This window comes from Roseibium sp. AWQ4_290, from assembly GCF_056160985.1.
The window spans coordinates 107,055-133,123 of record NZ_JBSWYG010000016.1 but is presented as its reverse complement, the minus strand read 5'-3'; the positions used below and the strand labels follow the sequence as shown (position 1 = coordinate 133,123).

Below are 26,069 nucleotides of genomic sequence, written 5' to 3'. Positions count from 1 at the left end.
TTTTAATTAAGAATGCTTAAAAGCTACCAGTATATTACAGTTTCCGAATTGTTAACGGTACATTTCTCCGCCCCCAGCAAAAACGAGCACTTTTTCCGGCCACAATAGTTAACAGTAATACGCATGCCCTTTTTCGACGCCCCGTCCCGTTTCAACCGTACTGCCGTAAGGTTACGCTTCAAAATCTGCCCACCCAAACCAGCCCCAGCAAAATCTACCAGGGCCTTTTCCGGATCAAAAATGCGGTGATTCGATATTTTTTTCGCCTCAAGAGCCCCAGAACGGCTCACAAATGCTCTGTCGGGACAGCGACGACCGCGAGGCAATCTCCAGATTGAATCAGACCCGGAAAATGGCGCGCCATCAAAAGGCCGGACCGTCTTGCCCGGTAGATCACCGGACCAATTCCCGTCCGGTCCAGAGCCCAGACCTGGGCAAGCGCCTGGTTTTCCTGAACCGTGTCACCGAGGTCGGCGAGCGGCTCGATCATACCGTCGCCTTCGCAAAAGACGAAGCAGCGCTCGTCCGGCATGTCCAGGGCCGTACTGCCCTCAAGCTCCGGCTGCCCCGTCAGAAGACCGGCATGTTTGAGCAGATTGCGCGCGCCCCTTAAAGCGATTGCAACAGACCGCGCCGTTGCCGTTCCGCCCCCGCCAAGCTCTGTTGTGACAAAGACCTTGCCTTGCTCCTCGGCCGCAGTGTCATACATTCCGGCCGCATCGATCTCTCTGAGGATCGCCGTATAGGGCGCATTGAAGGCCTGCGCGGCAGCAAGGCAAGCGGCTTGCTGCGTCTTGTCTTCAAGCACATGCGCACAGGCAAAGGGAAGGAAGTCCAGCGTCCTGCCGCCAGAGTGAAAGTCGAGCACCACATCCGCCATCGGCAGAAGGACTGTGTTGAAATAATCCGCGATCTTTTCCGTCACCGTTCCGTCAGGACGGCCCGGAAAGGTCCGGTTGAGATTGCCCCTGTCGATGGGTGACGTCCGTGTTCCGGCGCGAAAGGCGAGATAATTGAACGCAGGCACGATGATCACCCGCCCACGCACCTCCCGGGCGCTCAAGGACAAGGCCAGGTTCTGCAGCGCAATCGGCCCCTCATACTCATCGCCGTGGTTTCCCCCCGTCAAAAGCGCTGTCGGCCCCTCCCCGCCATACACCACCGTCAGCGGGATCATCACAGAGCCCCAGGCAGATTCGTCCCGGCTGTAGGGAAGACGCAGGAAACCGTGGTGAACTCCATTTTCATCGAACGGCACAGTGGCAACAATCGGGTTCCCGGCCATGGCTTACCCCTTCACAAAGAGCTGACGCGGCACGGCAGCCAGGCATTCCGGCGCCCCGTCGCGAATGACGATGCTCTCGGTGATTTCAAACCCCCAATCCTCCATCCACAGGCCAGTCATGAAATGAAAGGTCATGTTCTCGCGCAAAACGGTCTTGTCGCCGCTGCGCAGCGACATGGTGCGCTCGCCCCAGTCAGGTGGATAGGACAGGCCAATCGGATAGCCCGTGCGGTTGTCCTTGGTGATGCCGTAGCGTTTCAAGACGGCGAAGAAAGCATGGGCAATATCTTCGCACAGATTGCCCGCCCGGGCCACCGCCAGCCCGGCCTCCATCCCCTCAAGCACGGCCTCTTCCGCCTCCAGAAACGTCCGGGTCGGCTTGCCCAGAAAAAGAGTTCTGGACAGGGGACAATGATACCGGTGACAGACACCGGCCACTTCAAAAAACGTGCCCTCGCCCCTCATCATCGGCCGATCATCCCAGGTCAGGTGCGGCGCTGCCGCATCGCTTCCCGACGGCAGGAGCGGCACAATGGCCGGATAGTCCCCGCCTGCCCCCAATGCAGGATCATAGCGCAGGCCCGCATCATATATCTCCGCCACCAGATCGCATTTGCGCAGACCCGGTTCCGCCTTTTCCAGAATACGCGAATGGATCTTTTCAACCCTCTTTCCGGCCATGCGCATATAGGCCAGCTCCTGCTCCGACTTGACTGCCCGCAGCCAATTGACGAGGCCGGTCACATCCTGAACACCGGCATTCGGCGAACTTTTTAGCAAAGCCGCATGAGCCGCAGCAGAAAACCAGTAATTGTCCAATTCCACGCCGATCCGGGCGCCTGCCCAGCCAAGGTCGTCCAGCCGTGCGGCCAAATAGGCCATCGGGTGGTGCTCGCGCGACTGAACGTAATGGTCCGGATAGCCAATGATATTGTCTGGATGCATGAAGCAGGTCCGCAGCGCCCCTTGCGCATCCTGTCCGCGCCCGAACCAGACCGGCTCGCCCTCAAGCCCGAGCAGCACGGCCTGGTGCACATAAAAGGACCAGCCGTCATAGCCGGTCAGCCAAGCCATATTGGACGGGTCAGATACAAGAATGACCTCCACCCCGGCCTTTTGCATGGCTGACCGGGTTGCCGCAATCCGCGTCTGATATTCGTTCAGGGTAAAATGAAGCCTAGGCGCACTCATGGCGGCTGTTTCCCAAGTGTCAGAAAGCCGTGCGGCATCCCCCTTGAGAGCACATCGCGTTCCGTTCGATTGGCCTTTCGCGGCCTGACATCAAAGAAGTCCCCGCAAAAGACAAAACGTTTTGAAACCAGATGAGCGCGGCACGCTCTCATGAAAGGCAGCACCTGCAACGGCCTCTCACGATAGGTGAGAAGGTTCTGAATGAAAATCGCTTTCTGCGACCTGTTTCCTCAGGACGTCAGGCCCAGCTCGTCAATCACGGTCTGCAGCGCCAGACGGAACACCTGTTCCTCGGCCCCCGGCTGCACATCCGGACGGGTCATCAGCCCCACCGGACCCTTGGTGATATCCCCGTCAAATGGCAGCCGGACCAGATGGCCGTCGGCGGTCTCGTTCTGCACCACCCCGGCAGAGATGATCCAGACCGCATCGCTGGTGCGGGTATAGACCCGGCCGAAGGCGCCGGAGACCGTCTCGATCCGGTTCGTGATCTCACCAACCCCGTTGGCAATCAAAAACCGCTCCACCAGCGGGCGGATCGCCGCCCCTTCCGGCGGAAAGATCACCGGCCAGTTCACGATCTCCTTCACATCAGGCTGCTCCAGAAGCGGATGACCTGCGCGCACGATCAGGTCCACCCGTTCTGAATAGAGCTGGGTGAAAGACACCCCTTCCATGGAGACCGGCCGGCCAAGCCGGCCGATCACAAGATCCAGTTCCCCCATTTTCAGCCGCTCGATGAGATAGCCGTGAGGCCCGTCCATGATCTGCACGGTCACATGGGGGGCCAGCTGCGCAAATTCCCGGATCACAGGCGGCATGAAACTGGCGGCCACACTGGGCAGGGCGCCGACCTTCAACAAAGCCCGGGCGCGGGCGCCTTCCTTTTCAACCCCGTCGAGCCCCTGTTGCAGGCTGGCCAGGGAGATCTGGGCAAAATGCAGGAACACCTTGCCCTGTTTAGTCAAGGCGATGCCCGCCCGGTTGCGGGTCATCAAGGTGGCGCCGACAATTTCTTCCAGCTCTTTCAACGTCTTTGAAATGGCTGGCTGGGTCAGGGTCAGCTTGTCCGCCGCCAGCTTGAGGCTCTCCTCGCGGGCAATTTCCACAAAACTCTGAATATGCCGGAATTTGATGCGCCGATCGATCATTAACTTACCAAAAAAGGAAACAAACAGACTGAATATCTCATTTTACTTCTCTTTTTTGAACATTCAATATGAGCGGAGTCAAGGAGGATCCCATGCGCACTCAGGTAGTTATTGTTGGCGGCGGCCCGTCTGGCCTGCTGCTCGGACAGCTGCTTCATCGCAAAGGCATTGAAACCGTCATTCTGGAACGCAAGACCCGGGACTATGTGCTCAAGCGCATCCGCGCGGGCATTCTGGAAACCGGTCTTGTGAACATGATGCGCGACGCCGGTTTGGCAGAGCGTATGGACAAGGAGTGTTTTGTCCACCACGGCACCTGCATCTCTTATGAAAACGAGCTGTTCGGTGTCAATTTTCACGATCTGATCGGCCAGAACGTCATTGTCTATGGCCAGACGGAAGTGACCCGGGATCTCTATGAGGCCCGGGACATCATCGGGGCCACCACCCTGTTTGATGTGGAAGGGGTGACCATCAACGGGGTGGAAACGGACAGCCCTTATGTAACGTTTGTTCAGGACGGCCAGAGCCGGCGGATCGATTGTGACTTTGTGGCCGGATGCGACGGCTTTCACGGGGTCAGCCGAACCACCATCCCGGAAAGCGTGCGCACAGAATATGAGAAGGTGTTCCCTTTCGGCTGGCTAGGGGTCCTGTCGGAAACCCCTCCGGTCCATGACGAACTCATATATGCCAATTCCACCCGGGGCTTTGCGCTATGTTCCATGCGCAACGAGAACCTGTCGCGCTACTATGTCCAGTGCGATCTGGACGACCGGGTGGATGCCTGGAGCGACGAGGCGTTCTGGGACGAGTTGAAGCGCCGCCTGCCCCAGTCTGTTGCAGACCGGCTTGTCACCGGGCCAACGCTGGAAAAATCCATCGCACCGCTGCGCTCTTTCGTCTGCGAACCCATGCGCTGGGGACGGCTGTTTCTGTGCGGCGACGCCGCCCATATCGTGCCGCCCACCGGTGCCAAGGGCCTCAATACAGCGGCCTCGGACGTGCACTACCTTCAGGAGGCCCTGGGCAGCTACTATCTGGACAAGGACAGCGAAGGCATTGACACCTATTCGCAAAAGGCACTTGCCCGGGTGTGGAAGGCCGAGCGGTTCAGCTGGGCGACCACCAATATGCTGCACCGGTTCCCGGATCAGACCGGCTTCGACCTGAAGATGCAGCGGGCGGAAATCGAGTCGCTCCACTACAATGAAGCGGCCCAAAAGTGGTTCGCCCAGAATTATGTGGGGCTGCCCTACTGATGCGGATCGCGCGGCTGACATCGGCTGATATTCATTGGCGCGAGGATGGCGACCCTGAGGGGGTTCCCGTGGTGTTTGCCAATTCGCTGGGAACGGACTTGCGGCTGTGGGATCAGGTGGTCGCGCGCTTTCCGCCCGACGGCTACAGGTTGATCCGCTTTGACAAGCGCGGCCATGGTCTCTCCTCCACCCCTCCCAATCCTTACACACTGGACGCTCTGGTGCAGGATACGGCCGACCTTCTGGACCGGCTCAAGATCTCCTCCTGCCTCTTTGTGGGGCTGTCCATTGGCGGCATGATCGGCCAGCGGCTGGCCCTGCTTCAGCCGCAGCGGATCCGCCGGATGGTTCTGTCCAGCACCGCCGCACAAATGGGAACCAGCGGCATGTGGCAAAACCGGATCAGCCTCATCCGCAGCGGCGGCGGCCTGGCCGCAATCACCGCGCCGGTGATGGAACGCTGGTTCACTTCCAGCTTCCGCGAGACGGACGCCTGCCTGGGCTGGCAGGCAATGTTCGAGCGGACGCCGGTGGAGGGTTATATTGGCAGCTGCGAAGCCATTGCCGGGGCCGACCTGAGAGATGCGGCCGGCGGGATCACCTGCCCTGTCCTTGGCCTGTGCGGCCGGGAGGACCTGGCAAGCCCGCCCGATCTGGTACGCGATACGATGGCGCGCATTCCAGGCGCCCGTTTTGAGGAGATCGGCGCGGCCGGACATTTGCCCTGTGTGGAGCAGCCGGACGCCTTTACGACCCATCTCCTGTCATTTTTTAAGGAGCAGCTTCATGACTGACCGCTTTCAAAACGGCATGACCGTTCGGCGGAGCGTGCTGGGTGATGCCCACGTGGAGCGCGCGGAAAGCGCCAAAACCGCCTTTGACGAACCGTTTCAGACATTGATCACGGAGGGAGCCTGGGGCACGGTCTGGGCGTCGGACGGAATTACGCCCAGGGACCGGTCCATGCTCACCCTTGCTCTGCTGGCCGCGCTTGGCAATTTTGAGGAAATTGCCATGCATATCCGCGCGACTGCCAGAACCGGGGCCAGCAAGACAGATGTGCTGGAAGCCTTTCAGCATGTTGCGATATATGCAGGCGTTCCGCGGGCCAATCAGGCCCTCAAGATCGCCAAGGAAACCTACGCGGAAATGGAGCGGAACGCTCCGCATGCGGCTGTGCCCATTGGCGCAGCGAGGGAGGAGAGACAATGAAACCGGGCCCTTATTACCAGCGGGACCGCCGCTGGCAGCCCCCGGCACTGACGCCGGAATACAAAACCAGCGTGTCCCGATCGCCGCAATATTCCATGATCAGCCTGGAGACCACGGTCAGCGAAAGCACCGGTCCGGTCTTCGGCCACAAGGACATTGATCCGGGCGACAATGATCTTCTGACCAACTATGCCAAGCCCGGCGAAGGTCCCATTGGTGAGCGCATCATCCTGCACGGCCGGGTGCTGGACGAAGACGCCCGGCCGGTGCCCAACACTTTGGTGGAGATCTGGCAGGCCAATGCAGGCGGACGTTACCGGCACAAGAAAGACACCTATCTAGCGCCGATTGATCCGAATTTCGGCGGCTGCGGCCGCACCTTGACGGATGAAAAAGGGTATTACTGTTTCCGGACAGTCAAACCCGGGGCCTATCCGTGGCGCAACTGGGTCAACAGCTGGCGCCCGGCCCATATCCATATGTCGATCTTCGGCAGCGCCTTTGCCCAGCGGTTGATCACACAATGCTATTTCGAGGGCGATCCGCTGATTGCAAAATGCCCGATTGTGGCAACAATCCCGGATCCGGATGCCATTGAACAGCTGGTGGCCCAGCTGGATCTGAATGCCACCATTCCTCTCGACACGATTGCCTACAAGTTCGACATCGTTCTGCGCGGCCGCCGCTCGACCCTTTTTGAGAACCGGCCGGAAGGGAACTGACCATGCGCCAGACACTGGATTATCTGAAAGAGACCCCGTCCCAGACCGCCGGACCTTACGTCCATATCGGCCTGGCTCCGGGCGCTGCCGGTTTCGACATCTATCAACACGAGCTTGGCTGGGACATTGCCGGGCCCAACGCGCAAGGCGAACGCATCCGCATTGAGGGCCAGGTGATTGACGGCATGGGCTCACCCATCAAGGACGTGCTCCTGGAAGCCTGGCAAGCCAATGCCAACGGCATCTATGCCCATCCGGAACATCCGGGCGAGGTTGAGGACGGCTTCCGGGGCTGGGGGCGTGTCATCACCGATTTTGAAACCGGCGAATGGGGCTTCGACACCATCAAGCCCGGCAAGGTGACAGACGCGGGCGGCAAGGTTATGGCCCCGCATATCACCCTCTGGATTGTCGCCCGGGGCATCAATATCGGCCTCCAGACCCGGCTCTATTTTGAGGACGAGACAGACGCCAATGCAGGCGACCCGGTCCTGAACCTGATCGAATGGGAACGGCGCCGGGCAACCCTGCTGGCGCGCAGAACCGAACGCGGTGGCAAACCCGTCTACCGCTTTGATGTGAAGCTGCAGGGCGAAGATGAAACCGTCTTCTTCGACATCTGACCCGCTACGAGAAAAACCATGACCAAACCCTGTATCATCTGCGTTGCCATCACCGGCTCCCTGCCGAAAAAAGAAAACAACCCGGCGGTCCCGATCACCGTTGCCGAGCAGGTGGAAAGCACCCAGGCCGCATTCGAGGCCGGGGCGTCCATTGTCCATGCCCATGTGCGCAATGACGATGAGACCCCGTCCTCTGATCCGGAGAAATTCGCGCGGCTGAAGGAAGGGCTGGAAAAACACTGCCCCGGCATGATCGTGCAGTTTTCCACTGGCGGCCGCTCCGGCGCAGGCCAGATGCGCGGCGGCATGCTGCCGCTGTCCCCGGATATGGCATCGCTTTCCGTCGGCTCCAACAACTTTCCCACCAGGGTCTATGAGAACCCGCCGGATCTGGTGGACTGGCTCGCCGGGGAGATGAAGACCCACAAGATCAAACCGGAGATCGAGGCCTTCGATCTCAGCCACATTCATCAGGCCGCCGCCATGAACAAGGACGGGCGAATTCCGGGCAAGCTCTATGTGCAGTTCGTCATGGGCGTGAAAAACGCCATGCCGGTCGACCGGGATGTGTTCGACTACTACATCAGGACGGTCGGGCGACTCGTGCCAGGCGCGGAATGGTGCGCGGCCGGCATCGGACAGCATCAGCTGACCATCAATGAATGGTGCATCGCTGCAGGCGGCCACACCCGCACCGGTCTGGAAGACAATGTGCGCCTGGACCGGCAGACCCTTGCCCCCTCCAATGCCGCCCTCGTCAAACGGGCTGCGGATCTGTGCGCAAAATACGAGCGCCCGGTGGCCACCTGGCAGCAGGCCCGTGAGATCCTGGATGTTCCGCTCAAGGCCGCTTGACCTTGCCCCGCCCTTGGCTCTCAAATGGGAGCAAGACCCTGACCGTTGAGAGCCATGCCCCTATCCCTGTTTTCAAGCCCTGTTTATGCAGGCCTCTTTTGTGACGAGGATCTTGCCGCCCATCTGGATGATGCGGCCGATCTTGCGCATATGATTGCCTTTGAGCGGGCCCTTGCAAAGGTGCAGGGTCAGCTTGGCCTGATCCCGCAAACAGCAGCGGACGGGATTGAGACGGGCCTGCGGGAGGTTCAGGTCGCCCCGGAAGCCCTGGCAGCCGGGACGGCCTCAGCCGGTGTGCCGGTGCCTGCCCTGGTTGCGGAATTGCGCCGCCATGTGGACAGCGAGGCCGGGCGCTGGCTTCACTGGGGCGCCACCAGCCAGGATGTGATCGACACGGCCCAGACCCTTCAAATCCGAGCTTGCCTCGATCTGATCGGCCCGCGTCTCACCGCGCTGATCGACACGCTGGAAAGGGAAAGCCACACCCAGACGGAGCAACTGCTGGCCGGGCGCACCCGCAGCCAGGTTTCCACCCCCATCACCCTTGGCTATCGCATCGCCCAATGGGCCCATCCGCTGATCGACGCAGAAGCTGCCCTGCCGGAGCTGCGCCGCACAGTCTTGCGGCTGCAATTCGGTGGCGCTTCAGGCATCAACAGTGCGATTGCCCCGGATGGCGCAGGGGTGGCCGCGGCCCTTGCCAAAGAGCTTGCCCTGGAAAACAGCCCGTCCTGGCATGTCAACCGCACACCCCGGCTTGTCCTTGCGGGCTGGCTGGTCAGCGTTTGCGCCGGACTTGCCAAAATGGCGGGGGATCTCATTTTGATGGGCCGCTCGGACATCAATGAACTGTCCAGCGGCACCGGTGGCGGGTCCTCCACCATGCCGCAGAAAGCCAATCCGGTTCAGGCCGAAACGCTCAAGGTGCTGTTTCAGATCGCGCTGTCGGCCCAGACTTCTCTTGCGGCCGCCGCTGCCCCGGCAGAAGAACGGGATGGCGCCAGCTGGCCGCTGGAATGGATGGCTGTGCCGCAAATTCTGCTGGCCACGGGTACGGCCCTGCGCCACGGGCAGGATCTGGCAGGATCCTTGCGGCCGGATGCCAGCAGTCTCTCCAGGACAATCACCGGCAATCCGGAGATGATGGCCGAGGCGGCCAGCTTCGCTCTGGCCCGGGCCGGGATCTCCAAGAGCAAGGCCAAGGATCTGGTGGCCAAGGCCGCCGCAGGCCCGGCCCCGTTTGCCGAAACCCTCAGCGCACTTGCCCCCCCCGGCCTGGACTGGACCAGCGTGCTGGACCCGCACAGCGCGGTTGCAGAGGCCAAGGCCATGGCCACCCGCATTTTCGCGCAGCGCAGCAGATCACCGTCCTGATACATAACGTAATTCCGGCGGCCACTCTCCTGAGCCTAATATGAGGTGTCCGGCCCGCTTTGTCATGATTGCAGGATGCTTGGCAGCCAGAGTGTCAGCGCAGGGAAGCTGACCAGCAGAATAACGCGAATGATCTCCGCCCCAAAGAAGGGTGCCACCCCCTTGAAGGTCTCGATCATCGGCGTTTCCCGGTCGAGGGAGGAAATCACAAAAACATTCATGCCCACCGGCGGCGTTATCAGGCCAAGCTCCACCACGATCAGCGCCAGCACCCCGAACCAGATTTTCAGGTCCTCCGTGCTCATACCGAAGCCAGCGCCATCAGCTCCCTGATAGATGCCGCCGTTGACCTCGACCAGAACCGGCCAGAAAAACGGGATCACCAGCAGAATCATGGACAGGCTGTCCATTAGGCAGCCGAGCAGGATCAACGCCACGAGCAGCAGAATCAAGACCGTCATGGGGTCGAGCCCGGAGGCGACGATCCAGGCCGCCGTCTCTTGCGGCAGACCCACCCGGGACATGAAAATCTTCAGAAGCTCCGCCCCCAGGATGATCAGATAGATCATGCCGGATGTTCCGGCGGTCTCCTTGAGCGCGGCAATGAAATCGTGCCAGGAAAGCTTGCGCTGCGCCAGGCCGAAAGCCAGCACCAGAAACACGCCAACGGCCGCTGCCGGGGTCGGGTTGTAGAGGCCGAGATAGATGCCGCCGATCACCAGCCCGAAAATAAACAGCACCGGGATCATGCCGACGGTGGCTTCGGCGAATTCTTTCTTGTCGGCAACCCCGCCCTTCGGGCCCGCATCGGGCCTGACAGCCACATAGATCGCAATAGTCAGCAGAAACAGGATAACCGCCAGAATACCGGGCAGGAACGCGGCCATGAACATGGTCACGATGTTGGCTTCCACGATGATTGCGTAGATGATCAGGACCACGGAAGGTGGAATCAGAATGCCGAGCACGCCGCCGGCAGCCAGCGTTCCGGTCGCCAAGGCGCCGGAATAGCGGTAGCGCTTGAGTTCGGGCAAGGCGACCTTGCCCATCGTGGAGGCCGTGGCAAGCGACGAACCGCAAACCGCCCCGAACCCGGCACAGCCTGCAATGGCCGCCATTGCGGTGCCGCCGCGCAGCCAGCCGAGCCAGGCATTGGCGCCCCGGAAGAGCGCCTGGCTGAGCCCGGTCTTGGAGGCAATCGCCCCCATCAGCACGAACATGGGCACGACGGACAGGTCGTAGATGGAAAATTGCCCATAGGCCAGCGTCTTCAACTGGCTCAGAACCAGTGCCGGACCGTTGAGCAGCATCGTGCCCCCCGCACCCACCAGGATCATGGCATAGGCAATCGGCATTCTTATTGCGATAAGGGCGATGAGAACGGCCAAGCCACCGAGCCCGAGCACAAGAGCATCCGCCATTTTCGGGTTATCCTTTCGACAGGGCGCTCACATCGCGGATCAGCGTGACAAAGGCGGCCAGGGCCAGAAAAGCAAGGGAAATCAGGATCGGTACAAACGCCATCCAATGCGGGATCTGCAGGATGGTCGTGGTGTAGTCATAGGTCTTCTGGTCAAGCAGCCCCAGATACATGCGCCAGATCAAAAGAAAGGCGAACCCAAGCGCAACCACCGAGCCCAAAAGAGTAAAGAACGCCACCACGCGCGGCGGAGCAGATGCGGTGAAGATATCGGCCGAGACATTCGCGCCGGAGAGCTGGCAGTAGGGCAGAAAGCTGAAAACGGCAATCGCGACGCCCATTTCCGTGAGTTCAAAATCCCCAGGAAAGGGCTTGCCGAACTGACCGCTGATTATGGTCAGCATGTTGACCCCGACAACGACCAGCAAAACGCCGCCGCCCAGCAGGGCCCACAGCGTGATCAGCCGGCTGGCAGCCCCGATAAACCCGGAGCTGCCTCTGTGCTGGGATGCGGTCATCAGTTGGCCGCATTCTTGGCGACCGCAGCTTTCGCCTTTTCGACGAGCGCGGCACCGTCAATGCCTTTTTCGGAAACTTCGTCCACCCAGCGGCCGACCACGGGGGCGAGGGCCTCGTTGAAGACCGCTGTTTCTTCCGGCGTCAAGATGATGTGCTTGTTGCCCGCCTTTACGGCGAGGGCAATGCCGAAGTCATCCGACGCAGCCCAGATGTTGCCGACTTCCGTCAGCCAATCGCGGCCGGATGCATCCCGGAACGCCTTTTGAACATCTTCCGGCAGGCTGTCCCAACGGGCCTTGTTCATGGAAACCTGGAACACGGTGGTGCCGAACCGCTCCTTGTCGGCGCCCTCGATCTGGTATTTGGTCTGTTCCTGAATCTTCAGCGGCGGAATGATCTCCCAAGGGATCATGGCTCCGTCGATCACGCCCTTCTGCAGCGCAGGCGGCAATTCGGGCACCGGCATGGCCACAGGCGCAGCCCCGAGCGCTTCAATCGCCCAGGCGCCCGTGCGGGTCGGAATGCGGATTTTCTTGTCCGCCAGATCCGCTGGGGAATGCACTTCCGTGTCCCGCATGTGAATGCCCTGGCCTGCATGGACATGCAGGAACATGACTTCCACGCCCTTGTAGTCTTCCTTCAGATCGTCCTCGAACAAATCCGCAAGCGCCAGATTGGTGGCAGCTGTGTCGTTCTTGTGAATGCCCGGCAGCTCAAACACTTCAGAGCGTGGGAACAGGCCCGGCGTATAGCCGTTGACGGTCCAGACGAGATCCACCACCCCGTCGCGCACCTGGTTGATCAGCTCCGGGGGGCGCCCGCCAAGGGTCATGGCCGGGTAGATTTCAATGGCCACCTTGCCACCCGAATTTGCTTCCACCTGCTTGGCCCAGGGCACGAGCATCTTGGCGTGGGCCGGGGCTTTTTCGCCCAGGAAATGATGCAGCTTGAATTCATACTCAGCCGCCGTCGCCGATACTGTTCCGGCAACGATGACAGCAGCAGCCAAAGCTGCGGTTTTCAGATTGAACATGTTTCCTCCTCCAGCGAACGTGCTGCTAGCGGTCGGCCTGTTTCTCTCACGGACCAGCGGCCACCCGTGCTGCATTCCCATGCAACGCTCCGCCAATCAGAAACAGCCTGAAGCTCCCCGGTCAAGCCTGGAAACACCGCGATCCGGTGCAACTGGCTGAACGTGCACAGCACACATTTCCCAGCTATCCTCACTGAATGACTTTGGAATGTAAAATGAGATATTGAGATATATACTTGCCCATAACGACAACAAACTACCTGGAATTGTCAGGCCGGTTTTGCAGCAAAGCTTGGCTCTTCCTTGCAAGCAGGGATCCCGTGCCGTCATGATTTTCCAGGTGCCTGGAACGGCTATCAGAACCACAATAAGCTTGGCCTAATAGGCTGCCCCGAAACAAACAATATGATAAATACGCGCAAACTTTTAAGTATATCCGAATTAATTTAAGTACATTTTTCTCGTATATAAATATTTTTTCGTCAAACCTTAGACAAAAAACTGAAATCAAGATAATTTCATCATGTTTGAAGATTCGCAAACGGATCAGTGGCAGGACTGGGGTTTCATGACTATTCTTATCACCGGCGGTGCCGGCTATATCGGATCACATTGCTGCGTCACGTTCCAGAAAGCTGGATATGACCTTGTTGTGGTTGACAATTTGTCGAATGCGAACAAACTCAGCATTGAGCGCATCGCCGCAATCACGGGCCAGACAGTCAGCTTCGAAACGGCTGATATCCGTGACCGGGCAGCTATGGAACAGATTCTGAAGACCTATAAGTGCACCGCTGTGGTGCATTTTGCCGGATTGAAAGCCGTTGGCGAATCCAGCCAGATTCCGCTTGCCTACTATGAAAACAATTTTGTCGGCACCCACAGCCTGCTGATGGCCATGGCCAATTGCGGTGTCTATCAGATGATCTTCTCCTCCTCCGCAACCGTTTATGGGGAACCGGAATTCCTGCCCCTGACCGAAGACCACCCGACTCGCGCCGTCAATCCTTACGGGCGCACCAAGCTGATGATTGAGGATATGCTCCGGGATGTGGCCGCCAGCAATGCCGACTGGCGCTTTGGCATCTTGCGGTATTTCAATCCGGTCGGCGCCCATGAAAGCGGCCAGATCGGCGAGAATCCGCTCGGCATTCCCAACAATCTGATGCCCTTCATCACCCAAGTGGCCGATGGCCGCCGGGAACAGCTGTCCATCTTCGGCAAGGACTATGACACTCCAGACGGCACTGGCATCCGGGACTATATCCATGTCACGGACCTGGTGGAGGGCCATTTGCGGGCCCATGAGGTTCTGGCCTCCGGCTCCGCGCCTGCCAATTGCTTTGCGGTCAATCTGGGCACCGGCAACGGCTACAGCGTGCTGGACATGGTCCGGGCCTTCGAACGCGCCTCAAACAAGGAAATCCGCTTTTCCTTCGCCCCCCGCAGGGAAGGCGACGTGGCCGAGTGCTATGCCAATACGGAGCTTGCAAAGACGCTTTTGAACTGGACAGCAGAACGGGATCTGGACGCCATGTGCCGTGACACCTGGAACTGGGTCTGCAAGAACCCGCGCGGGTATGAAAGCCCGGATGTTTGAACGAAGCCCACCCAAAATGGCTGCCGGACTTCCCTAAGGACATGCGTCTGGCAAGAAAGACTGAACGTTTTGCGTCAACGGTTCTGCCACAATCGTCGGCGCATCCGACGACCACCTGCCACCATAGGCCAACGCGAAGTGGATCTGCGGAGCCGACGAACCGGTGACGTTACGATCAAGGGTCAAGATCCAAAACCGCGCGCTCACGCCGCCACGTTCTGAAACACCCGCACATGGCGCACGGAGGTCGCGGCGCCTGCCACATCGCCATCATTCTTTCCGGCAAAGGGAGCAACCGCATTGCTGAACAAAAGCAGGGCCGGCGTGTGGGCAAAACTGTTGGCCACGTGGAAGATCTCCCGGTCATCCACATAGAAGCGGAAGATCTCCCCGGTCCACAACATGGCGAAGCGGTGAAAGGTTTCCTCCAGCCGCGCCTCTGACCGGTAGCTTGCGGCCAACACAATCTTGTCCGGCTTCCAGCGCCGGGCGGCCACCTGAACCACATTCGGGTGTTTGGCTTCGGCTACATCAAGCTCGAACTGGGTGTTCCCCTGAGTTTCAGGATCGGAAACCATCCAGAACGCATTGTTGACACCGGCCTCAGCCGCAATCCGCATCTCGCATTCAAAATAGCCATAGGTCTGCCGGAATATGCGGGTGCGCACATAACCGCCAGTGAACGGCCGGTCCGGATCATTCTGATGGCCCAGCCGCAAATCGAGCTCGCCATCTTCCACCAGAACGTTTTTGGGATAGCGCATGGTCTGGTGCTGATGGCCACCGCGCTTCAGCAATTCCCAGGTCTTGAGAAACCGGACCGGATCGTTGAAATCATCTTCAAAGGAGAGCTGCCAGTCGCCCGGCAACGTTGTCAGAGGAACCGGGAGCGGCGCTCTGGCCAAAGCGGACCGGGGCCGAAAGGCCCCAACACTGCCCGCAGCAAGAAGCCCCCCCGCAACCGATTTCAAGAACCGGCGGCGGGCAGGCGAAACGTCCGGCAAGGATCGGATGATCCCCATCAGCTTGCCAGTTTGGCTTCCGGTTTCGGGCCGGTCACTTCGCGCAGTTTCAGTTCCAGGTTCCACGCCCGTTTGCGCAGCACCTCGATCTCGCTGGTCATGTACTCGACCTCGTCCTGGAACCAGCCGGTTACTTCCCCAAGATCCTGTTCGCGCTGAACCAGATTGGGCTTGGTCAGAGGATTGCTGGGCGGCGCGGCGACCGGCTTGGCCAGAACATGGTTCAGGCCGTTCTCGCTCAGGAAGCGGTGATATTCGGCATAGTTCAGCCGGTAGACATGCTGCACCTTGGAGAAATCTGCGCTTTCGAAGATCTTCTCCAGATTGATCGGCATGTAGTCCTCCACCTCGATGGAGGGGATGGCAAACAGGGTAGAGAGTTCGCGGATGCGCGAATCGTAGGTGAAGAAGACCGCCGGAATACCCTGATGCAGACCGATGACATTGCCATGGAGACGGAAGCCGACCAGCACGTCGACATTCTCTCTTGCGTCGGCCGCCCATTCATCCACGTCGAAAAAGGCCTGCATGCGCTCGCTTAGCAGCGTTTCGACATCCTTGTCGCCGCTCAGACCATATTTTTGCAGGATCGAGGAGATGTGTTTCTGCTTCGCCTCGCCGCTTTCAAAAATGGCCAGGGTCTCTTCCCGCTCACCTTGCGAATAGAGCCGGTTGGCAGACCGTTTGGCAACCGCCTGGATCAGAGCCCGCTGCATGCGGTTGGTCTTGGTGGCATTGGAGGCGTAATCCGCCGACAGATACCGGTTCAGCGTCAGGCCAACCCGGGCCTTGGCCGGGTCAAACGGCTTGATCTCGATGGACGGGCGCAGGTTCCGGTAGAAACTCGGGCAGCCGATAATGCGGATGTTCTTGATACCGATGTCGTTGAACACCTCCGCACTGTAGACACCGCGCACGCCGATGGTCTCACACTTGTCGGCGATGATCTTCCAGGCCTCGATACTGCCCTTGGGCATTTCCAGCTTCTTGTATTTGGCGGCCTGGGCGCCAACTCCGACCGGCACAATCGGGCCTTTCAGCTTTTTCAGAAGCGGGATCACATTGCCGATGTCGACCGTCTCGGTCAGGTAGTTGGACCCCCGGATAACGGTGGCGTCATACTCCCCCTCCGGCCAAAGTTTCTCATCACCTGCATGGGCGAATTGCAGGTTCTTGATCTGGTCATAAGCCAGCGCCTTCAGCATGGCATCATAGACGAGCACGTCGCCTGTGTTGATCCCCCCGCGAGCAAAGGCTGAGAGCGGATCGTCAATCTTCAGAAATGCTGATTTGTTCCCCGGTTTGACGGCCGCGCCGCCATTCAGCACGAAGAGCTTTTTCATGTGATCTGCACCTTCCAGTTATCGGGCTGCAAGCGCCCTTCGGTTATCGGACTGAGGTTTGAAGACCCCGGCGCCGCGGTGTTTTGGTCCGGCGCGGTCCGGCTCCCCCGGTCCCATCGTCCATCTGCGTTTGCGCCCCCTTGGTGCGCCGGATCGTCTGGAAACGCTCCGGAAACCAGGTGTGCAATTGTCTTAAAAATGGCTGCAGGCTCTTGTCCCAGCTCCGGTCTGCGGCTCTGGCAGAGGCGCGGCCGGAAAGGGCCTTGACCTGGTCTCCCGCGCCGGCGAGCCCTTCCAGCGCAGCAATCAGGTCGTGGGTCACAACCCCGTCGTCGCTGGCCCGCAGCAAAAGGCCGTCGCGCTTGTGGTCGATCAGCTCGCGAACCGCTCCGACATCCGTTGCGACCGGAACACAGCCAAGCCGCTGTGCCTCGATGATTGTTAGCGGCGCCCCTTCCCAACGGGACGGCAGGACAAAAACATCCGCCCAGGACAGCAGCTTGCTCAGGTGGCGGCTGTCATAGACTGGCGCCTCCACCCGGATGCCGAGATCCGCGAACCTGTCCTTCCAAGAGCTGCCCGCGCCGTCATCCATGACGTCGGAGCCGACAATCCGCCAGTCAATGGCAATGCCGCGCCGTTTCAGCGTCCGGGCAGCCGCAAGGATGCGTTCAATGCCCTTCTGCCGGTCAAGACGCCCCAGGAACAAGGCCCGGAGTTTGCCGCCCCGCCCCCCGGCCCGGCCTGCGGTCAGGCTGCGGACCTCCTCAGGGTCCAGAGGATAGCCGGGCGCATTTGGAATATGCAGCAGCTTGGCGCTCGGAACCCCCATTCCATGCAGCCATTCGGCCATGTCGCGGGAACAGGTCAGCACGCTGTCATAGATGTGCTCATAAGCCAGCGCCAGATAGGGATGGCCAGCTGCCCGCCCCATGTCCGAGGCATCCAGCACATGCACATAATTCACGATCTTGACGCCCCGGCGCCGCAACTCGCCAAAGACGGCGTTGGCGGGCGCCAACTGGTTGTTGACGATCACATCAAGCCCGGACAGAAAGCCGAGAATTTCCTCAGACTTGGCGTTTTCGTCATGGCCCATCAGCAGCTCATGGCCGGAAAATGTGTTCGGGCCGCCCCAAAGCGGATAGTCATCCGCCAGGAAATTGAGGCTGTCAAAGAGCCCGTCATTGTCGGGAATGCGGTTATAAACGGGTTTGCCGAAGACATAGAGATGCACTTCACAACCGGCATTCTTCAACACACGGGCAGCCGCATAGGCCACCTTTTCCACCCCGCCGAACGTGGCAATCGGCAGCAGTAGACCGACCCGCAAGGGGCCGTTTTCCGTGGCCAGCCGCGGCATCACCGGCGAGGCCCCAAGCGTGTGGCGCAACAATTCGTGATAGGTGCTGCGGTCCGGAAAATAGGCCGAGCGCCAGATCCAGCGTGCATCTGGCCCGTTGCGGTAGCCTGAATCGCGCAAGGCGCCAAGGGTGGCCAGAAGACTGTTGGTGGAGGACAGGGCCGTGCCCTGGATGTCGTCGGCGGAAAACGGCCCGCGCACCACGACCTCCGCAATTTTGGGAGAGGGTTGCGCCTTGCGCAAGGTCCGCACCCAGTCGTCCGACTTGTCCTCAACGCATTGTTTCAAGATACCGAGGGAACACATCCAGCCGAGCGGGCGCTTGCCCAGTTCCTTGCCCTCGCCGAGCGTTGCGACCTCAACGCCGAGGCGGTCCTTGTCATGCTCGAACCGGATGGCCACAAAATTGTGGGACTTGCTGAGCCGCTCGCCGAGCCAGAGCACATTATGCAGCAGGCCGAAGCCCTTGAGAGCATCCCGGTGCGCGGGGGACATCCAGAGCCAGAAGGGGGGCACCCCAAAGGTTTCCGGCTCGCTCTTGGCCGCCCAGAACATTTTGACAAATTCCTCAAACCCGCGCCGCTCATGGGCAACAGCCGGGTCTGTGAAGAGGTCGACCAGATAGGAATCGGTGCCAAATGCCACATAGCGCGGGGTCTCTTCATGTTCCCAGCGCAACAGCGTATCGGCGGAAAACAGGTCTTTGTGCTTGGTGCGGATATAACCAAGAATGCTTTCCCGCGTCCGGTTGGAATCGCGCAGCATGCTTTCCGCCCGTTGGCGGTATTCAAAGCCGAAAAACGGATAATTGGCGCCCTTGAATCCCTTGGAGATCGCCTGAAGCCAGAACTCCCAATCCTCAAAGCCAGCCTTCATCGTCTCGTCGAACCGGATGCCCGCATCGAGCATGGCCCGGGACACCAAGCTGCCCGCCTCGCAGATATTGTCGAAGGTGACATGCAAAAGCCGGGAATACTGCGCCGTATAATTGCCGTTCCACTCGATCCCGAACTTGTCGATATTGGGATAGATCCAGTCCACCCCCTTGTTCGCGCGCATATAGTCCAGAAGGACCCGCATGGCGGTCGGGGTGATCCGGTTGTCCGCGTCCAGAAAATAGACCGCCTCCAGGTCCCGGAAGGTTCTCAGCGCAAAGTCGATCCCGTAATTGCGCGCCGAACTCAGGCCCCCATTGGGTTTTCTGAGGTAATAGACATTGTCATGGGCCAGCGCATAGGCCTGGCCGGTCTGGGCTGTTTCGGGAAAGGGACAGCCGTCATCGACAATCACAACGGCAATGTTGAACGGCGCATCCTGGGCCAGCGCCGCATCCACGGCCTCCGTCAGGAGGACCGAGTGCTTGTAGACCGGGATCAAAATGGCGATCGTTGCCGCCGGTTTTTCGTGACTGCCGAATTGGGCATAACGCACATTCGGCAGGTCCTTCGGGGGCAGGGGCTTGTTAAGCACGTGCGTCACCCGCTTACAACGGCGCGGAAATTGGCGAATTTGGCCCAGGCGAAGTCGTTGTTGCCCGCCTCACTCATGCGCGTTGCGAAATAGACATTCTGCCAGGCCCCAACCTGTTCGGCCGCAAAGGCGCTCAACTGGGTGCTTTCCCCAAACGACACCGTCTTCCAACCGGAAAACGCTTCGCCGACACTGACCTGGCGCTCTTCCCGCAGCAGGGTTTTGGCGGCCTCCAGCGTCCCGGCCACTGCTATGGCGAATTCGATATCGGCCGCCCGGCTATTGTCGATAAACGCCTTGGCGGACAGGCGGATGATCTGTGGCGGACAGGCGGCCGGGAGCTCACCGATGGTCATGCCGTCCGCAGGCGGATGACAGCCAATAGCCCGTTCAGACGGCAGCGGCATGATCGCTTCAAAGTCAAAGGACACTTCATCCGTATTGGCCAGGCTGGCATGTTCCAGAATGCCCGGCGCAATCGGCATGTCCCGGAACCCTTCCTTGTTGCCCACATCCTGGGACTGAGCCGGGATATAGTTGGCAGCCGGCGGCATGGAGACCCCGGGAATGCCACCCCAGACCTGCAGCGCCAGACTGTTTTTCAGCACTGGCAGGCCGTTTGAGGCATCCCGAACCTGGAACATTTCGATGGGTTGCAGACTGCCCACCGACAGCACCGGCACCTCGTCATCCCCCGCTTCGGCCAGCAGCCGGAATTCAAGCGTCCTGTTGAGACCCGCCGTGGATTTGGACAGACCAAACACATTCCAGCCCGTCGTCAGGTCGCCGCTGGAAATCTGCCACGTATCGACGATCCGCAAATCCTCAAGCGTGACCAGCTGGGCCCGCAATTTCAGATCCGGACGGCTGCCCGTCTGGTCCACATGGAGCGCAACCCCGCTGACGCCGGAACTCGGCACGGGCAGGATCTGGCTGATGCCTTCATCAGAGGCGCTGGCCAGAACATTGGCGTTGAGTGGGTTTTCCGCCGGTTCGTTGCTGAAGATCAGGTCGAGCGGCTGCAGGCCGTGCCGGTTCAAAAACGCTTCAAGCGCGGCGAACCTGTTTTGCAGATCGTCATTGAGGCTGCGCAGGGTCCGCAGTTCCCGATTGGACAGAACCAGACGCCGCGCCCCAGCCTTCACATGGTCGGCCACCAACCCGAGAACCGCAGACAGGGCTTCATTCTCCCGGCCCCGGCTCCAGCCGACGGTAGCAGGCATTTGCACAACACCGTGCCGCTGCAGCCATTTGGTCAGGATCTCCGTCTCGCCAGACGCCCCCGGATCAGCCAGAACCGCAACGGGCAAAAGCGGTGCTTCGATCACCTGAAAGACCGCCCCGGTCTCGTCGGAGAAAACGGCCTGCCCCTCTGAAACCCCTTCGAACCAGACAGTTTGCACTGCACCCAAAAGGGCAGCCGGAAGGTCGTGACGCGCTACCCCGACAGCAATCAGAGTCAGATCCTTCAGGAGCCTCTCCTCATTTACCTGCGTGTCGACGGGAAATGCCTCTTGCGTGGCCACAACTGTCATAGGAGCCCCCAGTTTTGCTCAGCATGGGCAGCCTATCCACAGCTCCCCACAGCTAGATCACCAAATACAACGACTTAAATTTCATGTTTCTTTGTGACAATAATGCGGCGCAATACAGTAAAAAGTCAAATCTTTTATGCATTTAAAATAAGATACATAAATTAATCGCGAAATATAATATATTTATGCTCTATTTTACTATTATTTACTTCTAAATTCGCACTAAATTGACTTTCAGCAAGCTGCGAAGGCGCGTCCTTTATCAAGGACACCGTGAGAAGGAACCATTTTATGGTCGATTTTATTCTCGCTCAAAAAATGCTGCATTGCAGCATAAGCAGCCTGATAGGCCCTGTTAAACCCGTCAAACCGGGACTGGTCCCAATAGTCGCTCAACCGGAAGACCTGTTCGGAAAACACGTCGAAGCTGGGAATTTTGAACGTTTCGGCGAATTCTCGCGTGCGGCTGTCATAGGTGAAATAAATGGACGGCACCCCGTTGGCGAGCGCCATAAGATTGCCGTGCAGCCGGTAGCCCAGAACCAGATCACAGGCCTTTACCGCGTCGTCATAGTCGGCCACCACATCGGAATAAAACAGACGGCTGCGGTAAAGGGCCTCAACCTCCTCATCCAGATACCACTGCGACACCCAGGCACTTTCCTTCAGCGCGGCCAATGCCTCTTCCTTCTGCTCCGGCGTACCGAGAACCAGCTTCTTTTCTTCCACCTCCCCCTGGGCGAGAAGCGTTGTGTCGAAGCGCTTGGCGAAGGACTTGATCAGGTCCCGGTGAAAGGTCAGATACTGTTTGATGTCCTGCGCATAGGCAGGCGACACTTCCCGCCGGACTGTCAGCCCCAGTTTGCGCACATTTTCCACCTTGGGCAGCATGATTTTCAGGTCCGGGTCATTCCTGCGGAAGGCAGTCGGGCAGCCGATGATCCGCGTGTTGCGGATCCCGATTTCCCAAAGAACTTCGGCCGTGTAGGCGCCCCGCACCCCGATGCTCCGGGTTGACTCAGCCATCAATCGCAGCACGGACTTGGTGCTCTCACTCAACTCGATCCGCCCGTTCACCGGCGCCTGCGCCCCGATGCCGAAAGCCAGCACCGGCAGTCCGAGACGCCGCAGAACCGGCTCGGCCAGTTCCCAGTTCATTCCAGAATGAATGTAGTTGGACCCGCGCAGGACCACATAGTCGAAAGACTCGCGCAGCCGGTCCACATCCTCTTCCACAAAAGCCTTGATGGTGAGGGTTTCAAGCTTTGTGAAATTCAAAAGCTTCAGGGTGGAATCGAAGACAAAGGCATCACCGATATTGTGATAGTGATTGATACTCCTCTGCACATCCTGGCAGCCATACCAGCGCACATTGTCGTGGTTATAAACTTCCCCTGACGGGATCATGACCAAAACGCGTGACATATGTTTTTCCTTTAATATTTACGCGCTCTTTTGCAGGTCCTCCGGCAGATCTTCTGCCGGAGCGGAACGGCCAGCCAGAACCGCCCTGTAGACCTCAAGATGTTCTAGCGCACAGCTTTGATAATCCTTCGGAGCGGCAATGCCCGCCCTCAGCTCCTCCCACAGCGTGTCCTGTTGCAGGGCCTCTGACATCCGGTCGGCCAGATCTTCCGGACTGCCCGCCAGAAAATGAAGGCCGTCAACGCCATGACGGACCTTTTCCGCCATGCCGCCGATCCCGCTGCAAATAACTGGACGCCCGTGAAAGAACGCCTCCTGAATGATGACCGGGGAGTTCTCCCACCAGACCGAGGGCATCATGACCCAGTCCACCTGACGCATCAGGGCGGGCATGTCCCTGTTCTGATAGGCTCCGGCAAACCGCACACGGACACCAGCGGCTTTGAGGCTGTTGGCGATTGTCTCCCGGAACGCCTCCGGCTGGCGTTCCAGATTGCCGCCAAAGATGGTCAGGCAGGCATCCTCGCCCCATACGGTTTCCGGAATCCGCCGAACCGCCTCCAGAAGCACATCTACCCCCTTGTAGGGCGTCATCTGGCCGAAATAGGCGAAGCGGGAGCGCCGGTCGCCCTCCCCTTTCAACGCCCTTGGCTCCGCCATTTGCGCCACATTCAGCCCATTTTCCAGAACATGGATCTTGTCGCCCGGAAGCCCCCATTGCCGGTAACGTTCCGCCAGAAAGCCGCTCGGGGAGATGAACCCGTCCGCCAGGTCCAGCAAGGACTGGATGAACCTCTTGCGGCGCAGGAAGGCGCCTGGCTCAATGTCCGGAAAGCAGCCATGGCAGGCAATCGGAGAAGCCGCCCGGCACAGGGCATTGCTGCCCGTTTTGACCATCTGCCCATGATGATGACAGATCGGCAGAAACTCGTGCAGCGTTACGAAAAGCGCCGATTTCGGCAGCGCTTCGCGCACCAGATGCAGCATTTCCAGCCCCAGCCCGATGAAATGATGAAAATGCACCACATCCGGCCCGAGAGACCGCACAAACCGGTGAAAATCGGCCTTCAGATCCTTGGTGTTCCTGTTGGAAATCAGGAACGGGTCATAGTCGTCAGCGTGAAAGAGCAGCTCATCATCAGCCTCCGGCACCCCCATCAGCGCGGACCGGCCGTGCCGGGGATAGTCATCCCCCACCCGGGCCAGAAAAAACGACTGAGCATCCATGGCTTCCTTGAACCCCAGATGCAAATTGTAAGAGGCCACTTCCGCCCCCCCGAGCGACAGGGCCGGATGACCATGCGAAATGATCAGCACCCGCATCGTATCAGCCATCGGCGCCAGTTTGCGTTTCCGGGCCTCCGCCATCACGTCTCCCCTTTCAAACTGTCCAGAGAGCCTGCCCAGGCCAGGTCGAATTGCCTGCGGTCCATCTCGCCCGCAAGCCGGGTCCACAGGTGCCCGCCTCCGGTTGCCGCTTCCGGATGCACCATTTCCACCTCCGGCACCCAGAACGACTTCAGCCCCTTGGCCCTGAGCCTCAAGGTGGCATCCATGCCCTTCTCATCCGTACCCAGATAGCAGCGGGCAAACCCGCCAACCGCGGCGACCGCCTCTCTGGGAAGCACACAGCAGTCAAAGGGCGCAGCGATCACTTCCCGGGTCTTGATGCCGTGCACCGTGCGGCGCGGATAGCCGAGATAATGCTGTTTCAAGGCCGCAGCCCCGTCCTCGCGCTCAATCCAGCTGCCTGCCCAGCGGATGGTCTCGTCCTCGTAAAGAAGGGTCGGGGTCACAAGGCAGTCCTCTGCCCGGGACTGATAGGCCAGCATCAGCGGCTCCAGCCAGCCGGGCCCCGGCGGCACAACGCCTGCGCCAAGACACACCACCGTTGCGGCCGGGGCAGCGTCCATCCCCATCTGGAGGGCATCAAGCGTGTCATCCACATGATTGGCCAGAACTGCGCGCACAGCCATAGCGTAGAACCCTGCCAGACGGCGGATTTCCTGTAACTGGGCGCTGACCACGGGGGCAGCTCCGCTCAAAACAAGAGGTGTCCCTTTCAAAAAAGGGTCAAGCGCCAGAACCGGCAGGAGCGTCCTGAGCTTTTCAACCGCCTCATCAAGGCCGATCACAAGCGCGCGCGGGGCTGTCTCCGGCACAGCACCAATATCCAGAACTGTGTCGACCTTCGGCTCCGGCCACACCGCCCCCTGGAACATAGGCAGGAACTGGCGTTCCACGACGTCTGTTTCAGAACAGACCGCCGGGTTGAGCCCTGCCAGCAGCCGCTGGAATGCGCTGCGCAAGGATGTCTTGCCCAGCGCCAGCGGCGCATAGGCCGAGCGCCCGTCCTTGAGCCTGATCTCAAGATAAGCGCTGTCTGACGCGGCCCTCTCCCCCGCTGGATGGATTTCGTCGAAGGGAACAAACACCAAAAACCCATGCCGGTGGCTGGACCGGTCACTGGCGGACGCTCCGGCCAAAAAAGGAGAGAGATCCTCAAAGGCCCGTGTCACATCCGGGCGGGTCTGGGGGGTCCAGGCCGTATCCAGCCGCACCTGGCCAGACGGGCTGCGCAAATGGACTGCCTCCACATGGCCTTCGGGATCCAACAGCCAGCCGGAGAGCAGAAGACCGGCCCCTTCAGCGGCCGTTGAAAGATCCAGCCCGACCCGGACGGGCACATCCAGAGCGCTGACGGTTTCGCTGCCGTCAAAACGCTGCGCGGCCTGCTCCAGCCTGCTGCGGCTATCCCCGGAAGGCCCGAGCCCGGGCAGCAGTGCCCGGATCTGACCGGGCAAACTTCGCACGGGCGGGCGCGCGCAGCGCTCATGCACGTCAATCCGGTTCCATCCACTGCGGCCACGAAAGAAAAGCCCTTTCAAGGAGCCTGTGTCCAGGATGCTGCCCGTCTCCAGAAGTCCGGCAAATCCGGCCGCCTTGCCCTTCGTATCCTTGCGTTCAAAGAGACAGCAGGTCAGCTCGGCAAGATGCAAGGCCTCTGTAACGGCAAACACCCGGCTCGCCCCGGCGGTCAGATCCCGCGACCAGCCCTGAAGATACAGCTCCCCTTCATCAAACCCACCCAACACTTCGACAAATCCGTCGGCCCGCGCCGCCCGCTGCAGGATTTTCGGGGCCGCTTGCCGATTGGCCTGGGCGGAGCGCTCGGAGAACAGCGCATCCACCAAGAGATCGACGATGCTCATCTCGGTCTGGGGCACTGTGGCGCAGACCATCGCAAGAAGCACCGCGAATTCGACTGGCCCCTGCGCGATATTATAAACATGGGACCGGCCGTTGCTGCGGATGGTGACCCGCCCAATCCGGCCTGGCGCACACCCGGCGAGGGACAGGACGGCGGCAAAGGGCACCCGCCCATCTGCAGGTTTGGCCTTGTCAGGGAAGCTGACAAACGTGCCGGAAACCGTCTGCTGCGGGTCTTCATTCAAGATGACCGGCAGATTGACCGCAAACGTGTCACCGGCCCCGGCAATCACAACCGTGTCGCGGTCAAGCGCCGCAAAGACCAGAGTGCGCCCATCCAGGGGCAGAACCGCCTCAGCCGGAGCAGACGCCGCCGCAGGCTCCGCCTGAGTGTCCGGCGCTGTGCCGGACATTTTACGCGCTCCCTCCAGACGGACAATCTGGTCCATTGCCG

The 26,069-nt window shown here is 59.9% G+C and carries 21 protein-coding genes; 8 read left to right on the top strand and 13 right to left on the bottom strand.

What is annotated here, in order from left to right:
• Positions 1-286: 286 nt before the first annotated feature.
• The 3 genes from doeB to pcaQ all read right to left on the bottom strand — a co-directional run bounded on the left by doeB (position 287) and on the right by pcaQ (position 3,627).
• Entirely contained in the window at positions 287-1,285 is a 999-nt protein-coding gene (gene doeB / locus ACXAH0_RS17050) for a N(2)-acetyl-L-2,4-diaminobutanoate deacetylase DoeB (protein WP_475193262.1), read from the bottom strand.
• Positions 1,286-1,288: 3 nt separating this feature from the next.
• On the bottom strand, positions 1,289-2,476 hold the full coding sequence (gene doeA / locus ACXAH0_RS17045) for an ectoine hydrolase DoeA (protein WP_475193256.1): 1,188 nt from the start codon (positions 2,474-2,476) through the stop codon (positions 1,289-1,291).
• Between the two features lie 230 nt (positions 2,477-2,706).
• Positions 2,707-3,627: a pca operon transcription factor PcaQ gene (gene pcaQ / locus ACXAH0_RS17040; RefSeq protein WP_475175437.1), complete on the bottom strand. Its 921-nt coding sequence runs from the start codon at positions 3,625-3,627 to the stop codon at positions 2,707-2,709.
• A 92-nt stretch (positions 3,628-3,719) separates the two neighbouring features.
• Between pcaQ and pobA the strand changes: the two genes are divergently transcribed.
• From pobA to ACXAH0_RS17005, 7 genes are read left to right on the top strand one after another with little or no spacing between them, the layout of a single operon-like run.
• Positions 3,720-4,889: a 4-hydroxybenzoate 3-monooxygenase gene (pobA, locus tag ACXAH0_RS17035; RefSeq protein WP_475175439.1), complete on the top strand. Its 1,170-nt coding sequence runs from the start codon at positions 3,720-3,722 to the stop codon at positions 4,887-4,889.
• Entirely contained in the window at positions 4,889-5,683 is a 795-nt protein-coding gene (gene pcaD / locus ACXAH0_RS17030) for a 3-oxoadipate enol-lactonase (protein ID WP_475175441.1), read from the top strand. The genes pobA and pcaD overlap by 1 nt, the downstream gene beginning before the upstream one ends.
• The gene (gene pcaC, locus ACXAH0_RS17025) at positions 5,676-6,101 is read left to right on the top strand and encodes a 4-carboxymuconolactone decarboxylase (RefSeq protein WP_475175442.1); all 426 of its coding nucleotides are present in this window, start codon (positions 5,676-5,678) and stop codon (positions 6,099-6,101) included. Before pcaD ends, pcaC begins: the two co-directional genes overlap by 8 nt.
• On the top strand, positions 6,098-6,823 hold the full coding sequence (gene pcaH / locus ACXAH0_RS17020) for a protocatechuate 3,4-dioxygenase subunit beta (protein WP_475175445.1): 726 nt from the start codon (positions 6,098-6,100) through the stop codon (positions 6,821-6,823). Before pcaC ends, pcaH begins: the two co-directional genes overlap by 4 nt.
• 2 nt (positions 6,824-6,825) lie before the next feature.
• Positions 6,826-7,446 carry a protocatechuate 3,4-dioxygenase subunit alpha gene (pcaG, locus tag ACXAH0_RS17015; protein ID WP_475175446.1) on the top strand — a complete coding sequence of 207 codons (621 nt, stop codon included), beginning with the start codon at positions 6,826-6,828 and terminating at the stop codon, positions 7,444-7,446.
• A gap of 18 nt (positions 7,447-7,464) precedes the next feature.
• On the top strand, positions 7,465-8,301 hold the full coding sequence (locus tag ACXAH0_RS17010; RefSeq protein WP_475175448.1) for a 3-oxoadipate:acetyl-CoA acetyltransferase: 837 nt from the start codon (positions 7,465-7,467) through the stop codon (positions 8,299-8,301).
• 54 nt (positions 8,302-8,355) lie between these two features.
• A complete protein-coding gene (locus ACXAH0_RS17005) occupies positions 8,356-9,675 on the top strand; it encodes a lyase family protein (RefSeq protein ID WP_475193252.1) in 1,320 nt (439 codons plus the stop codon).
• A 62-nt stretch (positions 9,676-9,737) separates the two neighbouring features.
• On the opposite strand, the gene ACXAH0_RS17000 is transcribed toward ACXAH0_RS17005, so the two are convergent.
• Genes ACXAH0_RS17000 through ACXAH0_RS16990 form a run of 3 tightly spaced genes read right to left on the bottom strand, consistent with a single transcriptional unit; the run spans position 9,738 to position 12,647 of the window.
• Positions 9,738-11,096, bottom strand: coding sequence for a TRAP transporter large permease (locus tag ACXAH0_RS17000; RefSeq protein WP_475175451.1), 1,359 nt, complete (start codon positions 11,094-11,096; stop codon positions 9,738-9,740).
• Positions 11,097-11,103: 7 nt separating this feature from the next.
• On the bottom strand, positions 11,104-11,613 hold the full coding sequence (locus tag ACXAH0_RS16995) for a TRAP transporter small permease (protein WP_475175452.1): 510 nt from the start codon (positions 11,611-11,613) through the stop codon (positions 11,104-11,106).
• A complete protein-coding gene (locus ACXAH0_RS16990; RefSeq protein ID WP_475193248.1) occupies positions 11,613-12,647 on the bottom strand; it encodes a TRAP transporter substrate-binding protein in 1,035 nt (344 codons plus the stop codon). Before ACXAH0_RS16990 ends, ACXAH0_RS16995 begins: the two co-directional genes overlap by 1 nt.
• 568 nt (positions 12,648-13,215) lie before the next feature.
• Here ACXAH0_RS16990 and galE point away from each other — a divergent pair.
• A complete protein-coding gene (galE, locus tag ACXAH0_RS16985; RefSeq protein WP_475175457.1) occupies positions 13,216-14,247 on the top strand; it encodes a UDP-glucose 4-epimerase GalE in 1,032 nt (343 codons plus the stop codon).
• Positions 14,248-14,450: 203 nt separating this feature from the next.
• Here galE and ACXAH0_RS16980 read toward each other — a convergent pair whose 3' ends face one another.
• From ACXAH0_RS16980 to ACXAH0_RS16950, 7 genes are all read right to left on the bottom strand, one after another.
• On the bottom strand, positions 14,451-15,269 hold the full coding sequence (locus ACXAH0_RS16980; RefSeq protein ID WP_475193245.1) for a glycoside hydrolase family 16 protein: 819 nt from the start codon (positions 15,267-15,269) through the stop codon (positions 14,451-14,453).
• The gene (locus ACXAH0_RS16975) at positions 15,269-16,612 is read right to left on the bottom strand and encodes a polysaccharide pyruvyl transferase family protein (RefSeq protein ID WP_475175460.1); all 1,344 of its coding nucleotides are present in this window, start codon (positions 16,610-16,612) and stop codon (positions 15,269-15,271) included. Before ACXAH0_RS16975 ends, ACXAH0_RS16980 begins: the two co-directional genes overlap by 1 nt.
• A gap of 43 nt (positions 16,613-16,655) precedes the next feature.
• The gene (locus ACXAH0_RS16970; RefSeq protein WP_475193242.1) at positions 16,656-19,445 is read right to left on the bottom strand and encodes a glycosyltransferase; all 2,790 of its coding nucleotides are present in this window, start codon (positions 19,443-19,445) and stop codon (positions 16,656-16,658) included.
• Between the two features lie 5 nt (positions 19,446-19,450).
• Positions 19,451-20,980, bottom strand: coding sequence for a DUF6212 domain-containing protein (locus ACXAH0_RS16965; RefSeq protein ID WP_475193239.1), 1,530 nt, complete (start codon positions 20,978-20,980; stop codon positions 19,451-19,453).
• Positions 20,981-21,214: 234 nt separating this feature from the next.
• Positions 21,215-22,405, bottom strand: a complete 1,191-nt coding sequence (locus ACXAH0_RS16960; RefSeq protein ID WP_475175469.1) for a polysaccharide pyruvyl transferase family protein — start codon at positions 22,403-22,405, stop codon at positions 21,215-21,217.
• Between the two features lie 18 nt (positions 22,406-22,423).
• Complete coding sequence (locus ACXAH0_RS16955) at positions 22,424-23,773, bottom strand: glycosyltransferase family 4 protein (RefSeq protein WP_475193233.1); 1,350 nt, start codon at positions 23,771-23,773, stop codon at positions 22,424-22,426.
• Positions 23,773-26,064, bottom strand: a complete 2,292-nt coding sequence (locus ACXAH0_RS16950) for a glycosyltransferase family 2 protein (RefSeq protein WP_475193228.1) — start codon at positions 26,062-26,064, stop codon at positions 23,773-23,775. Before ACXAH0_RS16950 ends, ACXAH0_RS16955 begins: the two co-directional genes overlap by 1 nt.
• Positions 26,065-26,069: the final 5 nt, after the last annotated feature.

What these genes read in the sequence shown, in the direction of transcription:
- ACXAH0_RS16980 (WP_475193245.1), bottom strand. Translation starts at nt 15,269, where the DNA reads ATGGGGATCATCCGATCCTTGCCGGACGTTTCGCCTGCCCGCCGCCGG.
- pcaC (WP_475175442.1), top strand. Translation starts at nt 5,676, where the DNA reads ATGACTGACCGCTTTCAAAACGGCATGACCGTTCGGCGGAGCGTGCTG.
- ACXAH0_RS16950 (WP_475193228.1), bottom strand. Translation starts at nt 26,064, where the DNA reads ATGGACCAGATTGTCCGTCTGGAGGGAGCGCGTAAAATGTCCGGCACA.
- doeB (WP_475193262.1), bottom strand. Translation starts at nt 1,285, where the DNA reads ATGGCCGGGAACCCGATTGTTGCCACTGTGCCGTTCGATGAAAATGGA.
- ACXAH0_RS17000 (WP_475175451.1), bottom strand. Translation starts at nt 11,096, where the DNA reads ATGGCGGATGCTCTTGTGCTCGGGCTCGGTGGCTTGGCCGTTCTCATC.
- ACXAH0_RS16990 (WP_475193248.1), bottom strand. Translation starts at nt 12,647, where the DNA reads ATGTTCAATCTGAAAACCGCAGCTTTGGCTGCTGCTGTCATCGTTGCC.
- pcaD (WP_475175441.1), top strand. Translation starts at nt 4,889, where the DNA reads ATGCGGATCGCGCGGCTGACATCGGCTGATATTCATTGGCGCGAGGAT.
- doeA (WP_475193256.1), bottom strand. Translation starts at nt 2,476, where the DNA reads ATGAGTGCGCCTAGGCTTCATTTTACCCTGAACGAATATCAGACGCGG.
- ACXAH0_RS17010 (WP_475175448.1), top strand. Translation starts at nt 7,465, where the DNA reads ATGACCAAACCCTGTATCATCTGCGTTGCCATCACCGGCTCCCTGCCG.
- ACXAH0_RS16975 (WP_475175460.1), bottom strand. Translation starts at nt 16,612, where the DNA reads ATGAAAAAGCTCTTCGTGCTGAATGGCGGCGCGGCCGTCAAACCGGGG.
- ACXAH0_RS16995 (WP_475175452.1), bottom strand. Translation starts at nt 11,613, where the DNA reads ATGACCGCATCCCAGCACAGAGGCAGCTCCGGGTTTATCGGGGCTGCC.
- pcaG (WP_475175446.1), top strand. Translation starts at nt 6,826, where the DNA reads ATGCGCCAGACACTGGATTATCTGAAAGAGACCCCGTCCCAGACCGCC.
- ACXAH0_RS16955 (WP_475193233.1), bottom strand. Translation starts at nt 23,773, where the DNA reads ATGGCGGAGGCCCGGAAACGCAAACTGGCGCCGATGGCTGATACGATG.
- pobA (WP_475175439.1), top strand. Translation starts at nt 3,720, where the DNA reads ATGCGCACTCAGGTAGTTATTGTTGGCGGCGGCCCGTCTGGCCTGCTG.
- pcaH (WP_475175445.1), top strand. Translation starts at nt 6,098, where the DNA reads ATGAAACCGGGCCCTTATTACCAGCGGGACCGCCGCTGGCAGCCCCCG.
- ACXAH0_RS16960 (WP_475175469.1), bottom strand. Translation starts at nt 22,405, where the DNA reads ATGTCACGCGTTTTGGTCATGATCCCGTCAGGGGAAGTTTATAACCAC.
- ACXAH0_RS16965 (WP_475193239.1), bottom strand. Translation starts at nt 20,980, where the DNA reads ATGACAGTTGTGGCCACGCAAGAGGCATTTCCCGTCGACACGCAGGTA.
- ACXAH0_RS17005 (WP_475193252.1), top strand. Translation starts at nt 8,356, where the DNA reads ATGCCCCTATCCCTGTTTTCAAGCCCTGTTTATGCAGGCCTCTTTTGT.
- pcaQ (WP_475175437.1), bottom strand. Translation starts at nt 3,627, where the DNA reads ATGATCGATCGGCGCATCAAATTCCGGCATATTCAGAGTTTTGTGGAA.
- galE (WP_475175457.1), top strand. Translation starts at nt 13,216, where the DNA reads ATGACTATTCTTATCACCGGCGGTGCCGGCTATATCGGATCACATTGC.